This window comes from Streptomyces sp. NRRL S-1813, from assembly GCF_000719605.1.
Lineage (GTDB): Bacteria > Actinomycetota > Actinomycetes > Streptomycetales > Streptomycetaceae > Streptomyces > Streptomyces decoyicus.
The window spans coordinates 39,508-56,974 of sequence record NZ_JOHB01000010.1 but is presented as its reverse complement, the minus strand read 5'-3'; the positions used below and the strand labels follow the sequence as shown (position 1 = coordinate 56,974).

General features: G+C 73.6%; 12 protein-coding genes. 7 read left to right on the top strand and 5 right to left on the bottom strand.

Going from position 1 to position 17,467, the window contains the following annotated elements; translation table 11 throughout:
- Positions 1 to 113: 113 nt before the first annotated feature.
- Positions 114 to 1,247, bottom strand: a complete 1,134-nt coding sequence (locus IF67_RS0116895) for an aminoglycoside phosphotransferase family protein (RefSeq protein WP_030986465.1) — start codon at positions 1,245 to 1,247, stop codon at positions 114 to 116.
- 285 nt (positions 1,248 to 1,532) lie between these two features.
- Here IF67_RS0116895 and IF67_RS0116890 point away from each other — a divergent pair, with 285 nt between their 5' ends.
- A complete protein-coding gene (locus IF67_RS0116890; RefSeq protein WP_030986462.1) occupies positions 1,533 to 3,059 on the top strand; it encodes a hypothetical protein in 1,527 nt (508 codons plus the stop codon).
- Between the two features lie 158 nt (positions 3,060 to 3,217).
- On the opposite strand, the gene IF67_RS0116885 is transcribed toward IF67_RS0116890, so the two are convergent.
- Positions 3,218 to 4,684, bottom strand: coding sequence for a PP2C family protein-serine/threonine phosphatase (locus IF67_RS0116885; protein WP_030986460.1), 1,467 nt, complete (start codon positions 4,682 to 4,684; stop codon positions 3,218 to 3,220).
- A 311-nt stretch (positions 4,685 to 4,995) separates the two neighbouring features.
- Here IF67_RS0116885 and IF67_RS0116880 point away from each other — a divergent pair, with 311 nt between their 5' ends.
- The 5 genes from IF67_RS0116880 (at position 4,996) to IF67_RS0116860 (ending at position 13,848) form a co-directional block, all read left to right on the top strand.
- Positions 4,996 to 6,411: a hypothetical protein gene (locus tag IF67_RS0116880; RefSeq protein WP_030986458.1), complete on the top strand. Its 1,416-nt coding sequence runs from the start codon at positions 4,996 to 4,998 to the stop codon at positions 6,409 to 6,411.
- A 516-nt stretch (positions 6,412 to 6,927) separates the two neighbouring features.
- Positions 6,928 to 8,055 (top strand): glycosyltransferase family 4 protein, encoded by a 1,128-nt coding sequence (locus IF67_RS0116875; protein WP_030986456.1) that lies wholly within the window; start codon positions 6,928 to 6,930, stop codon positions 8,053 to 8,055.
- Positions 8,052 to 9,281 (top strand): glycosyltransferase, encoded by a 1,230-nt coding sequence (locus IF67_RS0116870; protein ID WP_030986455.1) that lies wholly within the window; start codon positions 8,052 to 8,054, stop codon positions 9,279 to 9,281. The genes IF67_RS0116875 and IF67_RS0116870 overlap by 4 nt, the downstream gene beginning before the upstream one ends.
- Before the next feature lie 35 nt (positions 9,282 to 9,316).
- Positions 9,317 to 10,237, top strand: coding sequence for an SGNH/GDSL hydrolase family protein (locus IF67_RS39250; protein WP_051818199.1), 921 nt, complete (start codon positions 9,317 to 9,319; stop codon positions 10,235 to 10,237).
- Entirely contained in the window at positions 10,234 to 13,848 is a 3,615-nt protein-coding gene (locus tag IF67_RS0116860) for a hydantoinase B/oxoprolinase family protein (RefSeq protein WP_030986451.1), read from the top strand. The genes IF67_RS39250 and IF67_RS0116860 overlap by 4 nt, the downstream gene beginning before the upstream one ends.
- Positions 13,849 to 13,972: 124 nt before the next feature.
- Here the strand turns inward: IF67_RS0116860 and IF67_RS0116855 are convergent, their stop codons facing one another.
- The 3 genes from IF67_RS0116855 to IF67_RS0116845 are packed head-to-tail and all read right to left on the bottom strand — an operon-like array spanning position 13,973 to position 16,232.
- Positions 13,973 to 14,836, bottom strand: coding sequence for a biotin-dependent carboxyltransferase family protein (locus tag IF67_RS0116855; protein ID WP_030986449.1), 864 nt, complete (start codon positions 14,834 to 14,836; stop codon positions 13,973 to 13,975).
- Positions 14,836 to 15,456 carry a 5-oxoprolinase subunit PxpB gene (pxpB, locus tag IF67_RS0116850; RefSeq protein ID WP_030986447.1) on the bottom strand — a complete coding sequence of 207 codons (621 nt, stop codon included), beginning with the start codon at positions 15,454 to 15,456 and terminating at the stop codon, positions 14,836 to 14,838. The genes IF67_RS0116855 and pxpB overlap by 1 nt, the downstream gene beginning before the upstream one ends.
- Entirely contained in the window at positions 15,453 to 16,232 is a 780-nt protein-coding gene (locus IF67_RS0116845; RefSeq protein WP_030986445.1) for a LamB/YcsF family protein, read from the bottom strand. The genes pxpB and IF67_RS0116845 overlap by 4 nt, the downstream gene beginning before the upstream one ends.
- Before the next feature lie 320 nt (positions 16,233 to 16,552).
- On the opposite strand from IF67_RS0116845, the gene IF67_RS0116840 reads away from it, so the two are divergent.
- Entirely contained in the window at positions 16,553 to 17,296 is a 744-nt protein-coding gene (locus tag IF67_RS0116840) for a GntR family transcriptional regulator (RefSeq protein ID WP_030986444.1), read from the top strand.
- Positions 17,297 to 17,467 lie beyond the last annotated feature (171 nt).

The following is a 17,467-nucleotide window of genomic DNA, read 5'->3' as shown; positions in this document are numbered from 1 at the left end:
AGAGGGGCGAAGGCCGGTGCGCCGGACATGGGTGAGCGGCGCACCCCGTACCCGGGCGCGCCGCTCACAGTCCCCCTTGCGGGTGCCGGCGACATCCGGCACCCCTTCGGCAGTCAGCGGGTGCCGACCGCCGCCCGCACCGCACGACGTGCCATCTGGCAGTCGTCGTGCAGCCGGCGCAGGAGCAGCCGCTGCTCCTCGCCCGCCGCGGGCACGCCGGGTAGTCCCGGACCCGGTGTGCCCGTCGGCGTGGGTTCGCGCATGGTCCGTTGGACCGCGGTCTCATAGCGTCGGATCTCGCGGGTGAGCACCAGCATCAGATTCACCAGGAAGGCGTCCCGCGAGGCCGGTCCCGCGTTCTGGGCGAGCTGGCTGATGTGCCGGCGGGCCACCGGCGCGTCACCGAGCACCGACCACAGTGTCGCCAGGTCGTAGCCCGGCAGATACCAGCCCGCGCTGTCCCAGTCCAGCAGGACCGGGCCCGCGGGGGAGAGCAGCACATTGTTCAGCAGCGCATCGCCGTGACAGAACTGGCCCTGGGTGTGCGACAGACCGTGCAGCAGCTTCTGTAGATCGCCCATGTCCCGGTCCGTGAGCAGCCCCAGGTCGTGATAGCGGCCGATCCGGCCCGCGTAGTCCAGCGGGGCGTCGAACAGCCCGGCCGGCGGACGCCAGAGGTTGATCCGGCAGATCGCGCTGAGCGCGGCCCGTACGTCCGCGCGGGGAGGCGCCTCGGACGGGTGCCGGGTCAGCGCCGCGGCCCGGCCGGGCATCCGCTCCACGATCAGTGTGCAGTTGTCGGGATCGGCCGCCACCAGACGCGGCACCCGTACCGGCGGACGATGCCGGACGAATGCGCGGTATGCGCTTATTTCCTGCCTGAACCTCTCTGCCCAGGCGGGGGACTGGTCCAGTAAACACTTGGCGACCGCGGTCATGCGGCCCGTCGTGCCGACGAGAAGGACGGACTTGCCGCTGCGCCGCAGCACCTGCACCGGGTTGAACTCCGGGCAGATGCGGTGCACCGAGGCGACCGCGGCGCGCAACTGGGCGCCCTGGGGGCCGGACAAGTCGAGTCTCCCGCTGAGCGGCTGGGCGCCCGTCGTCTGCGTCCGCCGGGTACGGCCGCCGGGGAGACCGGTGAGCGCCCCCGCGGAAGGGGAGGGGTCGAGATACGGCCCGCTTCCGGTGGGGTGCGGGCGGTACGGCCGGGCGGGGGCGGTCACGGCGGACGATGCTGCATACATGGGTGAAACAGATCCCTTCGTGCGCCGGCGAGTTGCGTGCGCTCCCCGGCCCGGTGATGGGAACCCGTGAACGGGCCCCGTGCAGGAGGCCGATCCAGGGCCCCTGTGAAGGGCGCGCACCCTGGGGAATGCGGTCCCGCCACCAGGCCGGGGGCGGCATATCTACAGAACACGCGGCTGCGGGTGGCAGACCATCTGGCGCACCCTGGCGAACCCTGGCGAATGCCCACAGCCCATGTCACCGGCCGTTACTGTCAACTCAGTCGAGGAACCTGGGGGCTTGACGTGGACAGGCAGCCGAACACCCGTCTCGCGGACCTTTTCGGCCTGGCCGGCTGGTCCAAGGGAGAGCTGGCGAGACTGGTCAACCGGCAGGCGGCGGCCATGGGCCATCCGCAGCTGGCGACCGACACTTCACGAGTGCGGCGCTGGATCGACATGGGGGAGACCCCGCGCGATCCGGTGCCCAAGGTTCTGGCTTCCCTGTTCACCGAGCGCCTCGGCCGTGTCGTAACCATCGAGGACCTCGGGTTCGCAAGAACCGGTCGCTCGGGGAAGCGGCAGGCCATGGACGGTCTGCCGTGGGCTCCCGAACGGACCGCTGCGGTCCTCACGGAATTCACGGGAATGGACCTCATGCTCAACCGACGCGGCTTGGTGGGTGCGGGCGCCGCACTCGCCGCGGGCTCCGCACTCACCGGCGCCATGTACGACTGGCTGCACACCGACCCGGCCCCGGCGGCCGCCCCACGCCACGACCTGTTTGCTTCCGACTCCTTCGACGAACTCGACCAGATCGGCCTGGACCGCTATGAGGCGGCCCCCGTGGGGTCGCAGGAGATCGATGCGCTGGAGCGCTCGGTCGAGGTGTTCCGCGCCTGGGACGCGGCCCGCGGCGGCGGGCTACAGCGCAAGGCCGTGGTGGGCCAGCTCAACGAGGTGGGCGGCATGCTCGCCTACCGCCACCCCGACCACCTCCAGCGCAGGCTGTGGGGGGTGGCCGCCAATCTGGCGGTGCTGGCCGGCTGGATGTCCCATGACGTGGGCCTGGAGCCCACCGCCCAGAAGTACTTCATCATCGCCGCCCATGCGGCGCGCGAGGGCGGCGACCGCCCACGCGCCGGCGAGGCGCTCTCCCGTGCCGCCCGTCAGATGGTCCACCTGGGCCGCCCCGACGATGCGCTGGATCTGATGAAGCTCGCCAAGTCCGGCTCCGGAGAGGAAACCCTGCCGCGCACCCGCGCCATGCTGCACACCATCGAGGCCTGGGCGCAGGCGTCCAAGGGCCACGGCCAGGCGATGCGCCGCACCTTGGGCGAGGCGGAGGACCTGTTCGTCTCGGACAAGGGCGATGTGCCGCCGCCGAGCTGGATGCAGATGTTCGACGAGGCGGATCTGCACGGCATGCAGGCGCTGGCGTTCCGTACGCTCGCCGACCACGATCCGTCGGCCGCCAGGATCGCCCAGCATCACGCCAAGCGGGCGCTGAAACTGCGGGAGAACGGCCGCCAGCGGTCACAGATCTTCGACTACATCTCGATGGCTTCGGCCTGCTTCATCGGCGACGACCCCGAACAGGCCGACCGCTACGCCCGGTTGGCGCTGGTCTCCATCGGGGAGAACTCCTCGCACCGCACCTGGGACCGGCTCCGCGAAATGTTCCGCCTCACGGGACAGTATGCGAACTACGCCAAGATCCAGGACCTGCGCGAGGAGATCCAGCATGTCCTGCCGAAGGCGAAGCCCAAGACCAAGGGATCGGGTCTCGGCCCCGGAATCGGATCACGAGTCGGAAAGAATTTCTCGGCCTGAGACGGGAGGATGCGGCGAGCGTGACGGTACGTCACTCGTAGGGGTGGCGTCCTCCACGGCTCCGCTGCCTCATCCGTCAGCCGATGGTCCGCCCACCGGCGCCCTCGGGGCGGCAGGCTCTGGATGCGCCGGTCCGCCCTCAGCTGCCGCGGGGTGTGTCAGTCGCCGACCCTGGCGATCAGCACACACGCGTCGTCCTCACGCTCGGGGCTGCCGAACTCCTCGACGACGATGCGGACGCTGTCCTGCGCACTGCGCGCCGCGGCGAACCGAGGCGCCAGGGCGAGGAGCCGCTCGGTGCCCTCATGGGGGGCGTGCACACCGTGCGTACGGCGTGGGACGAGACCATCGGTGTGCAGGACGAGCAGGTCACCGGGCTCCAGTTGCTCGGTGTGCTGGGTGTAGGCCGCGCCCGAGGTCGCCCCGAGCAGGACACCCTCGGGCGGGTCCAGCGCGCGCCCCGTGCCGCCGCGGAAGAGCAGTGGCGCGGGGTGTCCGGCCTGGGCCCACTCCAGCGTCCGCGCAGCGGGATCGAACCGGCCGCACACCGCGCTGCCCAGCGCCGGCTGGGCGGCGGTGTCCAGCAGCTGGTTGAGGAAGCACATCAGGGGCCCCGGGCGGTTTCCGGCGACCGCCATACCGCGCAGCGCGCCGAGGACCATGGCCATACCGGACGTGGCGGTGGCGCCGTGGCCGGTGAGATCGCCGACGCTCAACAGCGTGGTGCCGTCGGGGAGTTGCAGTGCGTCGTACCAGCCCCCGCCGATCAGGTCACGGGTGCCGGACGGCAGATAGCGCCCGGAGAGATCGAGGGCGACCGGACCGCCCTGCGGGAACCGCAGGGAGCCGCGCCACGGGGGCAGCACGGCTTCCTGTAGCTCGACCGCAAGCCGGTGCTCGGTCTGCGCGATATGCCGCTCGCGGTGCAGCGAGTCACGGGTCTCGCGTACCGCCTGCTGGCTGCGGCGCAGCTCGCTGACGTCCCGCAGCACGGCCCACATACAGGCGGTGCTGCCGTCGGCGTCGAGCACCGGCTCGCCCACCATGTGCACCGTGCGCAGACTCGTGTCCGGGCGCACGATGCGGAATTCACCGTCGATCGGCCGGCCGTCCACCAGACAGTCGGTGACCATCGTGGCCAGCCCCTCCTGGTCATCGGGGTGGACCAGGGACGGCAGCTCGTCGAGGGTGAGCGGTCCGTCGGACGGGGCCCTGCCGAACATGGCGAACAGCTCGTCGGACCAGCTGACCTCGTCGGTGAGCAGATTCCACTCGGCGCTGCCCACCCGGCGCAGCAGCGCACCGCGCTCATGCGGCTGGGGTTCCGGCGCGGCCGGGGGGAGTTCGGCCTCCGGCGCCGGGGCGTCCTCGCTCTCGGCGGGCAGGCCCTCTCTCAGCTGGTCGAGATGGCCCCCGAGGTCGTCGAGGTGGTGGACGGCGAGATCACACAGCGCCCGCTGCCAGCGCAGCTGCGGGTCCGTGGCGAGGCCGGTGTCCACTGCGGACCCCTGGCGCACCGCATCGAGGTCACCGCGCAGGCGGCGGGCCTGCGTGATGAGTGACTCGACCGTGTCGCGCTCGGGGGGCCGGTCGGCTGGGTGATCCGCGAAGAGAGGGGACGGCATGACGTACTCCGTGATCAGGCGGCGCCGGGCTGAAGGGCCGGTAACGACTGTCGCACAGGCGGCGACCGTCTGTAAGGGATTTGGCACTACCCGATACGGTGGTGCATCTGGCATATGCCCCCGGCCTTCCTGGGGCATACCGGGGGCGAATCGGCGGAATGACAGCTTCCAGGCTAGGCTTCGGCCGCCGTACGCAGGCGCTTCCGCCGATCCATGGTGGGAACGAGGCTTACGGCCCGCAGCCACCGGCAAGAATGCCGGTCAGCGGAAATCCCGTTGCCAGCCTGCCCCCCGCACCGGATGCTGACCTCATGTTCGATCCAGACATAGCGCCCAGTGGCACCCTGCTCGGCCTCCTCCAGCGAGGCCGCGGCGACGGGACCCTGCATGCCCTCGCGGCGCCGCGGGCCGAGGCGCTCGCGGCACTGAACGACAGCGTGCTGCGCGATCCCCGTCGCGACTGGCAGGTCGAGAACCGCTCGCTCTACTACGCGCGCCTTTATATGCAGCTCGACGGCGGGCTGGAGGAGATCGAACGGCACCTCTTCCACCCCGACGACCTCGTGGACACCGGCGAGGAGCGCACCGGCCTGGCCCTCGCGGTCCTCGGCCACCTCGCCGCGTACGGCAGGGACGCCGCCCGGCTGCTGCTGCGCAGCTATGCCGCGGCCGGCAGCAACTGGCGCTGGGCCCTGGACGAGCTTGCGCTGCGTGACGACGACGCCGGGCTGATGACCCTCGCGCCCGCCGTGCTCGCCCGCTTCCCGGAGACCGAGGACGGCCGGGCCGCGCTGGCCACCGCCGTGCGCGATGCCTTCGAGCCCCGGCCCTGGCGCCTGTGGGCCGAGGACCCCCGGTACGGCCCGCGACTGGCCGCCGCCGGAGAACAGGGCTCCTTCGACCGCTGGCAGCGGCAGCTGCGGCCCCGCGGGCCGCGCCCCGGCTGGAGCGTGACCGAGGTGCTCCAGTGGGCCGAAGAAGGCCTGGAGCCCGAGTCCGAGGAACACCGGCACCTCGCCGCCGCCCGCTGCCTGGCCGCCGTCGCCGGTCCCGAGGACCGCCCGGAGCTGCTGCGCGCCGCGCGCAGCGCACCGGACGCCGCCCGCGCCGCCGTACTTCACCACCTCGCCGAGCGCGGCGACCCGGACGCCCTCGACCTGATCGAGGACGCGGTCGTCGACCCCTTCTCCTCCGAGCAGCTGGCGGCCGCCGCGCTCGCCGCCTTCGCACGGATGCGCAGTGTGGCCGCCGTCGAGCGGGCCCGGGTCTGGGCGCCGCGCACGGACCTGCTCGGTGCGTCCGCCGCCGCGATGCTCGCCCGCCGCGGCGGACGGCGCGACGCCGGACCGGTGCTGGCCGCGCTGCGCCGCACGGTCCGTGAGGAGGGGCCGGACGCGGACGGCCTGTGGGAGCTGGTCGACGGCACCGGCCGCCTCGGCGTCGGCTGCGCCGCCCCCGTCCTGCGGCACATCTACCGGGAAACGTCCTCCTCCCACCTCCGCGGCCGGGCCGCCGGTGCGCTCGCCGCCACCGACCCCGGTTTCGCGGCCGGCTTCGCCGTCGAGTGCCTGTGGGACTGCGAGGAGACCACCCGGGAACTGGCCGCCCGGCACGCCGCCACCGGTGACGACCGGGTCGTCGAACAGCTTCGCCGTCTCGCCGCGGACCCGGCCGAGGAGGCCGAGGTACAGACGGCCGTGCGCAGCCGGATCGGACCTGAGTCCTAGGCTCTCCGCTGCGCTTTGCTTCCGGCCCACGTTTTTGGCTGGCCCGCCGTGGGGGTTGTCCGCCGTTTGCCGCCCGCTGCGCGGTGCGCCCGCCGTTGCGCCTGCGGCGGGCCGGGGTCGCTGCGCGGGGCTGTCGGGTGCGGTGCCGCTCCTCCGGACTTCGTCCTGCGGCGCGTCCCCTCCCGTTGGGGGGTGGGAGAAGGCCGGTGGGCCCGCCCGCCGCAGGCGCGACGGCGAACAACCACCACGGCGGGACAGCCAAAAACGTGGGCCGCAAGCAAAGCGCAGCGGAGAGGCCCGCCGCAGGCGCCACGGCGAACAACCCCTACGGCGGGACAGTCGACAACGTGGGCCGCAGGCAAAGCGCAGCGGAGAGGCGCAACGGCGACAAACCACCACGGCGGGACAGCCGGAAACGTGGGAAGCAGACCAAGCGCAGCGGACGGTCATAGGACGTTCTCCGCCAGGAAAGATCCCCTTGGTCCCCTCCACGCACGGCGCGCCGAGAACAGCGGTATGCGTGTCGTCCTCGTCACCGAATCCTTCCCGCCCGATGTCAACGGCGTCTCCCACTGCGCCCTGGAAACCGCCCGGCATCTCGTCCGGCACGGCCACGATCCGCTCGTCATCGCACCGCTCGGTGGCGCTGCGCCGGCCGCCGGTACGTACGAGAGCCCCTGCCCCGTCGTCCGTGTGCCCTCCATGCCGCTGCCCGGCTACCCGCAGGTGCGGATCGCGCTCCCCGGACGCCGGCTGTCCGCGGCGCTCGACGGGCACCGCCCCGACCTCGTGCACCTCGCCAGCCCCTTCGTCCTCGGGGCCCGGGGCATGGCGGCCGCCGCCCGCCGCCAGGTGCCCGCGATCGCCGTCTACCAGACCGATCTGGGCCGCTACGCCCGCACCTACCTCGGCGGCGGCGCGGCAGCGGCCTGGCGCCGCATCCGCGCGGTGCACGCCGCCGCCGACCGCACCCTGGCGCCCTCCAGCGCGGCGCTGCTGGACCTGACCGAGCACGGCGTGCCGCGGGTGCATCTGTGGCCGCGCGGCGTCGACTCCGAACGGTTCCACCCCGGGCGGCGCGACGCGGTGCTGCGCAGCTCGCTGACCGCGGGGCGGGAGTTGCTGGTGGGGTATGTGGGGCGGCTTGCGCCGGAGAAGGACGTCCGGCTGCTGGCCGAGACCTCACGGCTGCCGGGCGTACGCACCGTCGTCATCGGCGAGGGGCCCAGTGCCGCCGGGCTGCGCACCGCGCTGCCGGAGGCCCGCTTCCTCGGCCGCCGTACCGGGGACGAACTCGCCCGGCTCTACGCCTCGCTGGACGTCTTCGTCCACACCGGGCCGTACGAGACGTTCTGCCAGACGGTGCAGGAGGCGATGGCCTCCGGCGTGCCGGTGGTGGCGCCGCGGGCGGGCGGTCCGCTCGACCTGGTGGACCACGGCCGTACGGGGCTGCTGGTGACGCCGGGCGACGGCGGCGCGTTCCGGGACGCGGTGCGGCTGCTCGCGGGCAGCGCCGACCTGCGGGTCCGGTACGGTGCCGCGGCCCGCAGAGCCGTGGCGGACCGCACCTGGGCGGCGGTCGGCGACCAGCTCCTGGGCCACTACGAGGCCGTGCTCAGCAACCGGACGGCGGTGGCGGCATGAACGCGCGGCGCACCACCGGGGCGGGCCTGCGGATCGTCCGGATCGCCAACTTCGTCACCCCGGCCTCCGGCGGTCTGCGCACCGCGCTGCGTGAACTGGGCGCGGGCTACCGGGCCGCCGGGCACGAGCCGGTGCTCATCGTCCCCGGACCGCCGGGGACGGGCGGGACGGCCGGCCTCCGCGACGAAGTCACCGCGCAGGGGCGGGTGATCACCGTGCCGGGTCCTGAGCTGCCGGGCAGCGGCGGCTACCGCATGCTGACCGACCGCCGCCGGCTCCAGCGGCTGCTGGACTCGCTGGCCCCCGACCGGCTGGAGGTCTCCGACCGGACGACGCTGCGCTGGACGGGGCAGTGGGCGCGCCGGGCGCGGGTGCCCGCGGTGATGGTCTCGCACGAGAGCGTCGACGGGGTGCTGCGCACCTGGGGCGTACCGAGCCCGCTGGCCCGCGCCGCCGCGGACCGGCTCAACCTCCGTACGGCGCACGCCTACAGCCGCGTCGTGTGCACCACCGACTGGGCGGCGGCGGAGTTCACCCGGGCCGGGGTGCGCAATGTGGTGCGCGCTCCGCTCGGTGTCGATCTCACCGCCTGGCACCCGGACTGCCGCAGCGCGGAGCTGCGACGGCGCTGGGCGGGCCGGGCGGAGGTCCTGCTGCTGCTGTGCTCCCGGCTGTCGCAGGAGAAGCGTCCCGGGCGGGCCCTGGACGCACTGGCGGAGCTGCGGCGCCGCGGGATCGACGCGACGCTGGTGGTGGCCGGTGACGGGCCGCTGCGCGCACGTCTGGAGGCACGGGCCCGGTCCGAGCGGCTGTCCGCGGCGTTCCTCGGACATCTCGCCGACCGGTCCCGGCTCGCCGCGTTGCAGGCCGGTGCCGACGTCGCACTGGCGCCCGGCCCGGCCGAGACCTTCGGGCTGGCCGCCCTGGAGGCGCTTGCCTGCGGCACGCCGGTGGTCGCCAGTGCGGCATCGGCGCTGGCGGGTCTCGTCGGCAGCGGCGGTGACACGGCGCTCGACGACGGGCCTTCGCTCGCCGATGCCGTTCAGCGGGTCCTGGCCCGGCCCGAGCCCGCCCGGCGCGCCGCCGCCCGCCGCCGCGCCGAGGGCTACGGCTGGCAGCCCGCCGTCGACGCCTTCCTTGCGGCGCACGATGCGCCCGCACCGCTCGGCAGGCCGGTTGCCGCCACGTCCTGGCCGTCCCCGGCCGGCCCGCTGGGCGGGTGGTGACGGTGGGATCCGAGAGGGCGGTGATACCGGAGCAGGTGCCGGGCGGCGGCCGTGGCCCGGCACCGGCGCGCTTTGTCGCGCTCGGCGATTCGCTCACCGTGGGCCTGGGCGACCCCGTACCGGGCGGCGGCTGGCGGGGCTGGGCGGCCCTGCTCGCCGGGACACTGGGCGAGCGTCCCGGCGGCGTGGAGCTGGTGAACCTGGCGCGGAGCGGGGCACTGGCGGCGGAGCTGGCCGAGCGGCAACTGCCTGCGGCGCGGGAGCTCGCACCGCGCTTCGCGTCGTTGGTCGTCGGGGCGAACGACACCCTGCGTGCGGCCTTCGCCATCGAGCGGGTCGCGGCCGCACTGGACCGGGCGCACGGCGCGCTGAGCGCCGACGGGGCCGTGGTGCTGACGGCGTGTCTGCCCGATCCGGGCCGGATGCTGGGGCTGCCTGCGCCGCTGGCCCGTCCGCTGGCCCGCCGGATGCGTGCCGTGAACACCGTCGTCCATGCGGTGTCCGCCCGCTACCAGGGCCTGCATCTGCACCTCGCCGAGCACCCCTGGGTCGCCGAGCGGGCCTCCTGGAGCGTGGACCGGCTGCACCCCGGCGAGCGCGGCCACCGGCTGCTGGCCCGCGGCTTCCACACGGCGCTCGCCGCCGCCGGTGTGAGCGTCGGACCGCCGCCCGCGCTCACCCTCGACGGTCCGCCGCCGACCCGCGCCGGATCCGCCCGGTGGATGGCGACCCGCGGCACCCGCTGGATCGCCGACCGCTGCACGGATCTGCTGCCCGGTCTGCTCGGCCTGGCGCTCCAGGAGTGCCGGCACGGTCTGGCCGGATCCGGGCGGCTGCTGGACGCCGCGGCCGAGCGGGCCACCCGCGGTGCGCTCGCCGCCCTGGCCGAACCGGACGGTGACCCGGAGCGGAAAGCCCCTGCGAAGGTGAAAGGCGCTGCGACAATGACAGGATGACCGGACGCTGGGAGTTCTGGATCGACCGCGGTGGCACGTTCACGGACGTCGTCGGCAGGCGACCGGACGGGCGGCTGGTCACCGGCAAGCTGCTCTCGCACCATCCGGAGCGCTACCGGGACGCCGCGGTGGCCGGTATCCGGATGATGCTGGGGCTCGGCCCGGACGAACCGGTGCCCGCCGAGCGGGTCTCCGTCGTCAAGATGGGCACCACCGTCGCCACCAACGCCCTGCTGGAGCGCAAGGGCGAACCGACGGTGCTGCTGACCACCGAAGGATTCCGGGACGCGCTGCGGATCGCCTACCAGAACCGGCCGCGGATCTTCGACCGCCGGATCGTGCTGCCCGAGGCGCTCTACGACCGGGTGATCGAGGTACCGGAGCGGATCGGCGCCCAGGGCGAGCTCGTCCGGCCGCTGGACGTGGACGAGGTCCGCCGGGCGCTGATCCGGGCCCGCGCGGACGGCCTGCGCAGCGCCGCCGTCGTCCTGGTGCACGGCTACCGCCATGCCGAGCACGAGCGGGCCGTCGCCGAGCTGGCCCGCCGGGCCGGGTTCTCCCAGGTCAGCTGCTCGCACGAGGTCAGCCCGCTGATGAAGCTGGTGCCGCGCGGCGACACCACCGTCGTCGATGCCTATCTCTCCCCGATCCTGGGCCGGTACGTCGACGAGATCGCCGCCCAACTCCCCGGCATCCGGCTGATGTTCATGCAGTCCAACGGCGGACTGCGGCAGGCCGCACACTTCCGCGGCAAGGACGCGGTGCTGTCCGGTCCCGCGGGCGGCGTCGTCGGCATGGTCCGTACGGCTGCCGAGGCGGGCGGCGGCCACGACCGGGTGATCGGCTTCGACATGGGCGGCACGTCCACCGACGTGTCGCACTACGCCGGGGAGTTCGAGCGGGTCTTCGGCAACGAGGTCGCGGGCGTACGGATGCGCGCCCCCATGATGAACATCCACACCGTCGCGGCCGGCGGCGGCTCCGTACTCCACTTCGACGGCCGCCGCTACCGGGTCGGCCCCGACTCGGCCGGCGCGGACCCGGGACCGGCCTGCTACCGGCGCGGCGGACCGCTCACCGTCACCGATGCCAATGTGATGCTCGGCCGCATCCAGCCCGCCCACTTCCCCGCGGTGTTCGGGCCGGACGGCGACGAGCTGCTGGACGCCGGCATCGTGCGCACCCGCTTCGCGGAGCTTGCCGCGCGGGCCGCCGCCGAGACCGGCGACGACCGGGGCCCCGAGGAGGTCGCGGCCGGCTTCCTCGACATCGCGGTGCTGAACATGGCCAACGCGGTCAAGAAGATCTCCGTCCAGCGCGGCCACGACATCACCCGCTACGCCCTGACCAGCTTCGGCGGGGCCGGCGGTCAGCACGCCTGCGCGGTCGCCGACGCACTGGGCATCGACACGGTGCTCGTCCCGCCGCTGGCCGGGGTGCTCTCCGCGTACGGCATCGGGGTCGCCGACGCCACCGCGATGCGCGAGCAGGCCGTCGAGGCGGAGTTCACCGACCCCGGGGCCGTCGGCCGGGTGCACGAGGTGTGCGAGGCCCTCGCCGGACAGACCCGGCGCGAACTCCTCGACGACGGGGTGCCGGACGAGTCGGTCAGCACCCGCGCCCGGGTGCTGATCCGCTACGCCGGGACCGACTCCACCATCGGCGTCCCGCTGGCCGACGCCGAGACCATGACCGCGGAATTCGTCCGGGCACACCGCGAGCGCTACGCCTTCACCATGGACAAACCCCTGGTGGCCGAGGCGGTGTCGGTCGAGGCGCTGGGCGCGGCCGGCGGCGCGGGCGGCTACGAGGCGCCGTCCGGCGGCAGCGAGGGGGAGCCGGCGCCCGCCGCCACGGTCCGGATGTACGCGGGCGGCCGCTGGCAGGACACCGGCCTCTACCGCCGTACGGACCTGCGCCCCGGCGACACCCTCACCGGCCCGGCCGTCATCGCCGAGGAGGACGCGACCACGGTCCTGGACCCGGACTGGCAGGCGGCCATGGGCGAGGGCGGGCACCTCCTGCTGACCCGGGCCCGGCCGCGCACCGACCGGGTCGCGGTCGGCACCGAAGCCGACCCGGTGATGCTGGAGGTCTTCAACAGCCTCTTCATGGCCATCGCCGAGCAGATGGGCGTCCGCCTGGAGAACACCGCACACTCCGTCAACATCAAGGAGCGCCTCGACTTCTCCTGCGCCCTCTTCGACGCCGACGGCAATCTGATCGCCAACGCCCCGCACATTCCCGTGCACCTGGGCTCGATGGGGGAGTCCATCAAGGAGGTGCTCCGGCGCCGCGCCGGCGAGATGCGGCCGGGCGATGTGTATGCGATCAACGACCCGTACCACGGGGGCACTCACCTCCCGGACGTCACCGTCGTCACTCCCGTCTTCGACACCGAGGGGGCGGAGCTGCTGTTTCTGGTCGCCTCCCGCGGCCACCACGCCGAGATCGGCGGCATCACCCCGGGCTCGATGCCCGCCTTCAGCCGCACCATCCAGGAGGAGGGCATCCTCTTCGACAACTGGCTGCTGGTACGCGACGGCGAACTGCGCGAGGACGCGACCCGCGAGCTGCTCGCCGCCGGCCCCTACCCCTCCCGCGCACCGGACGCGAACCTCGCCGACCTGCGCGCCCAGATCGCCGCCAACGAGAAGGGCATCCAGGAACTGAGGCGGATGACCGAGCAGTTCGGGCTGGATGTCGTCCAGGCCTACATGGGGCACGTCCAGGACAACGCCGAGGAATCGGTCCGGCGGATCATCGCGCGGTTGTCGGACGGCAGCTGCCGCTACGAGACCGACAGCGGGGCCGAGATCCATGTCGCGCTGACCGTCGACCGTGCCGCCCGCGGCGCCGTACTGGACTTCGCCGGCACCTCGCCCCAGCAGCCCGGCAATGCCAATGCGCCCAGCTCGGTGGTGATGGCGGCCGTCCTGTACGTCTTCCGCACCCTGGTCGCCGACGACATCCCGCTCAACAGCGGCTGCCTCAAGCCCGTCGAGGTCCGCATCCCGGAGGGCTCGATGCTCGCCCCCGTCTTTCCGGCGGCCACCGTCGCGGGCAATGTGGAGACCTCCCAGGCGGTCACCGGCGCGCTCTACGCCGCGCTCGGCGTCCAGGCCGAGGGCTCCGGCACCATGAACAACGTCACGTTCGGCAACGACCGGGTGCAGTATTACGAGACCGTCGCCAGCGGTTCGGGCGCCGGTGACGGCTTCGATGGTGCGGACGCCGTCCAGACCCATATGACCAACTCCCGGCTGACCGACCCCGAAGTGCTGGAGTGGCGCTACCCCGTCCGTGTCGACAGCTTCGCCATCCGCTCCGGCAGCGGCGGTACGGGCCGCTGGCACGGCGGCTGCGGTGTCGAGCGCCGGCTGCGCTTCCTGGAGCCGATGACCGTGGCCCTGCTGACCAACCACCGTCGGGTCGCGCCGTACGGCATGGCGGGCGGCGCCCCCGGTGCGCTGGGCGCCAACTCCATCGAACGGGCCGACGGTTCGCGCGAGGAACTGGCGGGCTGCGACGCGGCGGACGTGGGCGTGGACGATGTGCTGGTGCTGCGCACACCGGGCGGCGGCGGTTACGGGGCGCCGGACGGCGGCTGACGGGGCCTTCGGCGGGCTTCGGTTGCGCCCCGCCAGGGGCGCGGGGAACCGCGCGACCGGCCACAACGCAGCCGCAGACGCACGACGGCACCTCGCGGCACTTCCCGGTAGCCCGGCGCGGTGCTCACCGCATGCGGAGAAAGCGGACTGCCGTCCCCGGTACCGCCTGGGCGGCGGGGGCCAGGTAGCGCTCGGGGACGACGCCGATGACCGGGTAGCCGCCGGTCGTGGGGTGGTCGTGGAGGAAGAGCACCGGCAGCCCGTCGGGCGGGACCTGGAGGGCGCCCAGCGGCATGCCCTCGCTGGGGAGTTCGCCGGTCCGGGCGCGTTCCAGGGCCGGGCCTTCGGTGCGCAGGCCGATGCGGTTGCTGGACGGGGAGACCCGGAAGCGGCCGGTGACGAGGGTGTGCAGGCCGGCGTCGGTGAACCAGGCGTCGCGGGGACCGGGCAGGAACGGCAGGAGGAGCTCCGTCGCCGGACCGGTGTGCGGGACCGCGTCGGCGGTGGCCGGCGGGCCCTGCGGGTCGCCCAGGGGAAGGACGGCGCCATCGGTGAGCGGGTCGGGGCCCAGACCGGAGAGCAGATCGGCGGCGCGGCTGCCCAGGACCGGTTCGGTGTCGATGCCCCCGGCGAAGGCGAGGTGGGAGCGCAGGCCGTGGGTGGCAGGACCCGCGTTCAGGACGCCGCCCGCCGGGACGCGGACCGGCGCGCCCCAGGGGGCGGGGCGGCCGTCGACGGTCACCGGGCAGGGCGCGCCCGTAACGGCGACGGTGGTGGCCGTACGGACCCGCAGGGCGCAGCCCGTGAGCGTGGTTTCCAGCGTGGCGGCGGACTCGGGGTTGCCGACCAGGCGGTTGGCGAGGCGGTGCGCCGGCTCGTCCAGGGCGCCGGCCCGCGGCACACCGAGGTGGGCGTGGCCGGGCCTGCCGAGATCCTGGACGGTGGTGAGCGCACCGGCCCGGACGACCGAGAAGGCGCGGTCGGTCATCAGGCGGTCTCCTGCGGGACGAAGCGGACACGGGTGCCGGGCGTGAGCAGCGCCGCCGGTTCGCGGCGCGGGTCCCACAGGACGGTGTCGGTGGTGCCGATCAGCTGCCAGCCGCCGGGGGAGGAGCGCGGGTAGACACCGGTGTACGGGCCGGCCAGGGCGACCGAGCCGACCGGGACCTTCGTGCGGGGAGTGTCCCGGCGCGGTACGTGCAGCGGCTCGGGCAGTCCGGTCAGATAGCCGAAGCCGGGGGCGAAGCCGCAGAAGGCGACATGGAACTCCGTGGCGGAGTGCCGTCGCACCACGTCCTCGGGGGTGACGTCCCACAGGGCGGCCACATCGGCGAGGTCGGGGCCGTCGTAGCGGACCGGGATCTCCACGGCGGGCCGGTCGCCGGCGGTGAGCGGCGGGATGTCCCAGGCGGCGAGTTCGGCGATGAGCCCGCGGGGGTCGGCGAGGCCGTCGAGGAGCACCGTACGGGCGGCCGGGACGATCTCGCGCACCGGCGGCAGGGCGCCGTCGGCGGCCCGGCGCAGCAGTTCGGCGTGCAGTGCCTCGACCTCCTCGGCGCTGTCCAGCTCGATGAGCAGGCCGTGTTCACCGACCGGCAGCGGCCTCATGCGAAGCTCCGGACGTGCACCCCGGCCGCGGCCAGTTCGGACCGTACGCGCAGGGCGAGGTCCGCCGCGCCGGGGGTGTCGCCGTGCAGACACAGCGAGCGGGCCGTGATGCCGACGTGCCGGCCGTCGTGGGAGGTGACGGTGCGGTCGCGGGCCATGCCGAGGGCGCGTTTGACCACCTCGTCGGCGTCGTGGATCACCGCGCCCGGTTCACGGCGCGGCACCAGAGTGCCTTCGGCGGTGTAGGCGCGGTCGGCGAACGCCTCACCGGCGACGGGGAGGCGGGCCCGCTGTGCGGCCTCGTGCAGCCGGGAGCCGGGGAGGCCGAGGACGGGCAGGCTGCCGCCGGCGGCGCTGATGCCGTCGATGACGGCAGCGGCCTGCTCCTCGTCGTGGACGCAGCGGTTGTAGAGCGCGCCATGGGGTTTGACGTAGCCGACGCGGGCACCGGCGGCGCGTGCGAAGACCTCCAACGCACCGATCTGGTAGGTGATCTCGGCGGACAGCTCGTCCGGCGGTACGTCCATCGCGCGGCGGCCGAAGCCGGCCAGGTCGCGGTAGGAGACCTGGGCACCGATGACCACGCCGCGCTCGGCGGCCAGTTCGCAGACCCTGCGCATCGTGGCCGGGTCACCGGCATGGAAGCCGCAGGCGACATTGGCGCTGGTGACGACGGAGAGCAGGGCCTCGTCGTCGGTGAGCTGCCAGCGGCCGAAGCCTTCCCCGAGGTCGGCGTTGAGGTCGATGACGGAAGGGGGCTCCGGGCCGTCGCTCATGTGTATCCGTTCCAGAGGTGCTCGGTGCTCGGTGCTCGGTGCCGGGTGGGTGTGCGGGGTGCGCCGGCCGCTTCGGGGCGGGGTGGGCGGGGGCTTCCGCACCGGCCGGCCCATATCCGTAGTGGCTCTCCCCCGAGGGCAACTCGAGCCGACCGGCATGGACGACAACGTAGAGGATCGTTGAACGATCCGACAAGAGGTGGGCTGCATCCGGGAGGGGATGCGTTGTTTTGTTCCCCCATCTGGGATTGACTTTCGCTCACACGACACCAGGGCGGCCTCGACTGCCGCCCCGGTACGGCGCGAGAGCGGGGAGCGGTATGGCGGGCGGAGCGGCGAAGAACGATCAGTGGCGGCTCACCGAGGTCGCGGGCCTTGAGGGGGACCGCGCTCTGCTGGGGCGCTCCAGCACGGCCGAGCGGGTGGCCGACATCCTGCGCGACCGGATTACCGAGGGCTACTTCCCGCCCGGCGCCCGGCTCTCGGAGGAGAGCATCGGCGGTGCGCTGGGCGTCTCGCGCAACACCCTGCGGGAGGCGTTCCGGCTGTTGACGCACGAGCGGCTGCTGGTGCACGAGCTCAACCGCGGGGTGTTCGTCCGGATGGTGACGGTCGAGGATCTCGAGGACATCTACCGGGTGCGGATGCTCGTGGAGTGTGCGGCGGTGCGGGGGCTGGGGCAGGGGCCCTACGACCCGGGTGTGACCGCGGCCGTCGCGGCGATCGAGGCCGCCGTGGAGGCCGGCGAGGCCGCCTCCGGGGACCGGGAGTGGCAGGCGCTCTCGACTGCCAACATCCGTTTTCACCAGGGCATCGTGGCGCTGGCGGGCAGCCCGCGCACGGATGAGCTGATGCGGGCCGTGCTCGCCGAGCTCCGGCTGGTCTTCCATGTCATGGCCGACCCCCGGCGCTTCCATGCACCCTATTTGACCCGTAATCGCCAGATTGTCGAGGCGCTACAGGCGGGCGATGCCCCCGAGGCCGAACGGCTGCTGCTGTCCTACCTGGAGGACTCGCGCAGCCAGTTGTCGGGAGCGTACGCGCAGCGCATCGCGGAGGGGTGAGCCCCGCGGTGTGAGCCGCCGTGGGGAGGGCGCCGGCTTGCGCCGCGGGGGCGGCTTGAGATCCGTCCTCGCAGACCCCTTGTCGGATCGTTGAACAATCGCCTAGCCTCCGCTGCAATCTCTTCATCTCCTTGTGGACCCCGTGGGGTCCCCCGTACGCGGAAGGCGGAT

Excerpts from the sequence above, each read along its gene's own strand:
- IF67_RS0116855 (WP_030986449.1), bottom strand. The coding sequence starts at position 14,836 with ATGACCGACCGCGCCTTCTCGGTCGTCCGGGCCGGTGCGCTCACCACC.
- IF67_RS0116840 (WP_030986444.1), top strand. The coding sequence starts at position 16,553 with ATGGCGGGCGGAGCGGCGAAGAACGATCAGTGGCGGCTCACCGAGGTC.
- IF67_RS0116885 (WP_030986460.1), bottom strand. The coding sequence starts at position 4,684 with ATGCCGTCCCCTCTCTTCGCGGATCACCCAGCCGACCGGCCCCCCGAG.
- pxpB (WP_030986447.1), bottom strand. The coding sequence starts at position 15,456 with ATGAGGCCGCTGCCGGTCGGTGAACACGGCCTGCTCATCGAGCTGGAC.
- IF67_RS0116860 (WP_030986451.1), top strand. The coding sequence starts at position 10,234 with ATGACCGGACGCTGGGAGTTCTGGATCGACCGCGGTGGCACGTTCACG.
- IF67_RS0116875 (WP_030986456.1), top strand. The coding sequence starts at position 6,928 with ATGCGTGTCGTCCTCGTCACCGAATCCTTCCCGCCCGATGTCAACGGC.
- IF67_RS0116845 (WP_030986445.1), bottom strand. The coding sequence starts at position 16,232 with ATGAGCGACGGCCCGGAGCCCCCTTCCGTCATCGACCTCAACGCCGAC.
- IF67_RS0116870 (WP_030986455.1), top strand. The coding sequence starts at position 8,052 with ATGAACGCGCGGCGCACCACCGGGGCGGGCCTGCGGATCGTCCGGATC.
- IF67_RS0116895 (WP_030986465.1), bottom strand. The coding sequence starts at position 1,247 with ATGTATGCAGCATCGTCCGCCGTGACCGCCCCCGCCCGGCCGTACCGC.
- IF67_RS0116880 (WP_030986458.1), top strand. The coding sequence starts at position 4,996 with ATGTTCGATCCAGACATAGCGCCCAGTGGCACCCTGCTCGGCCTCCTC.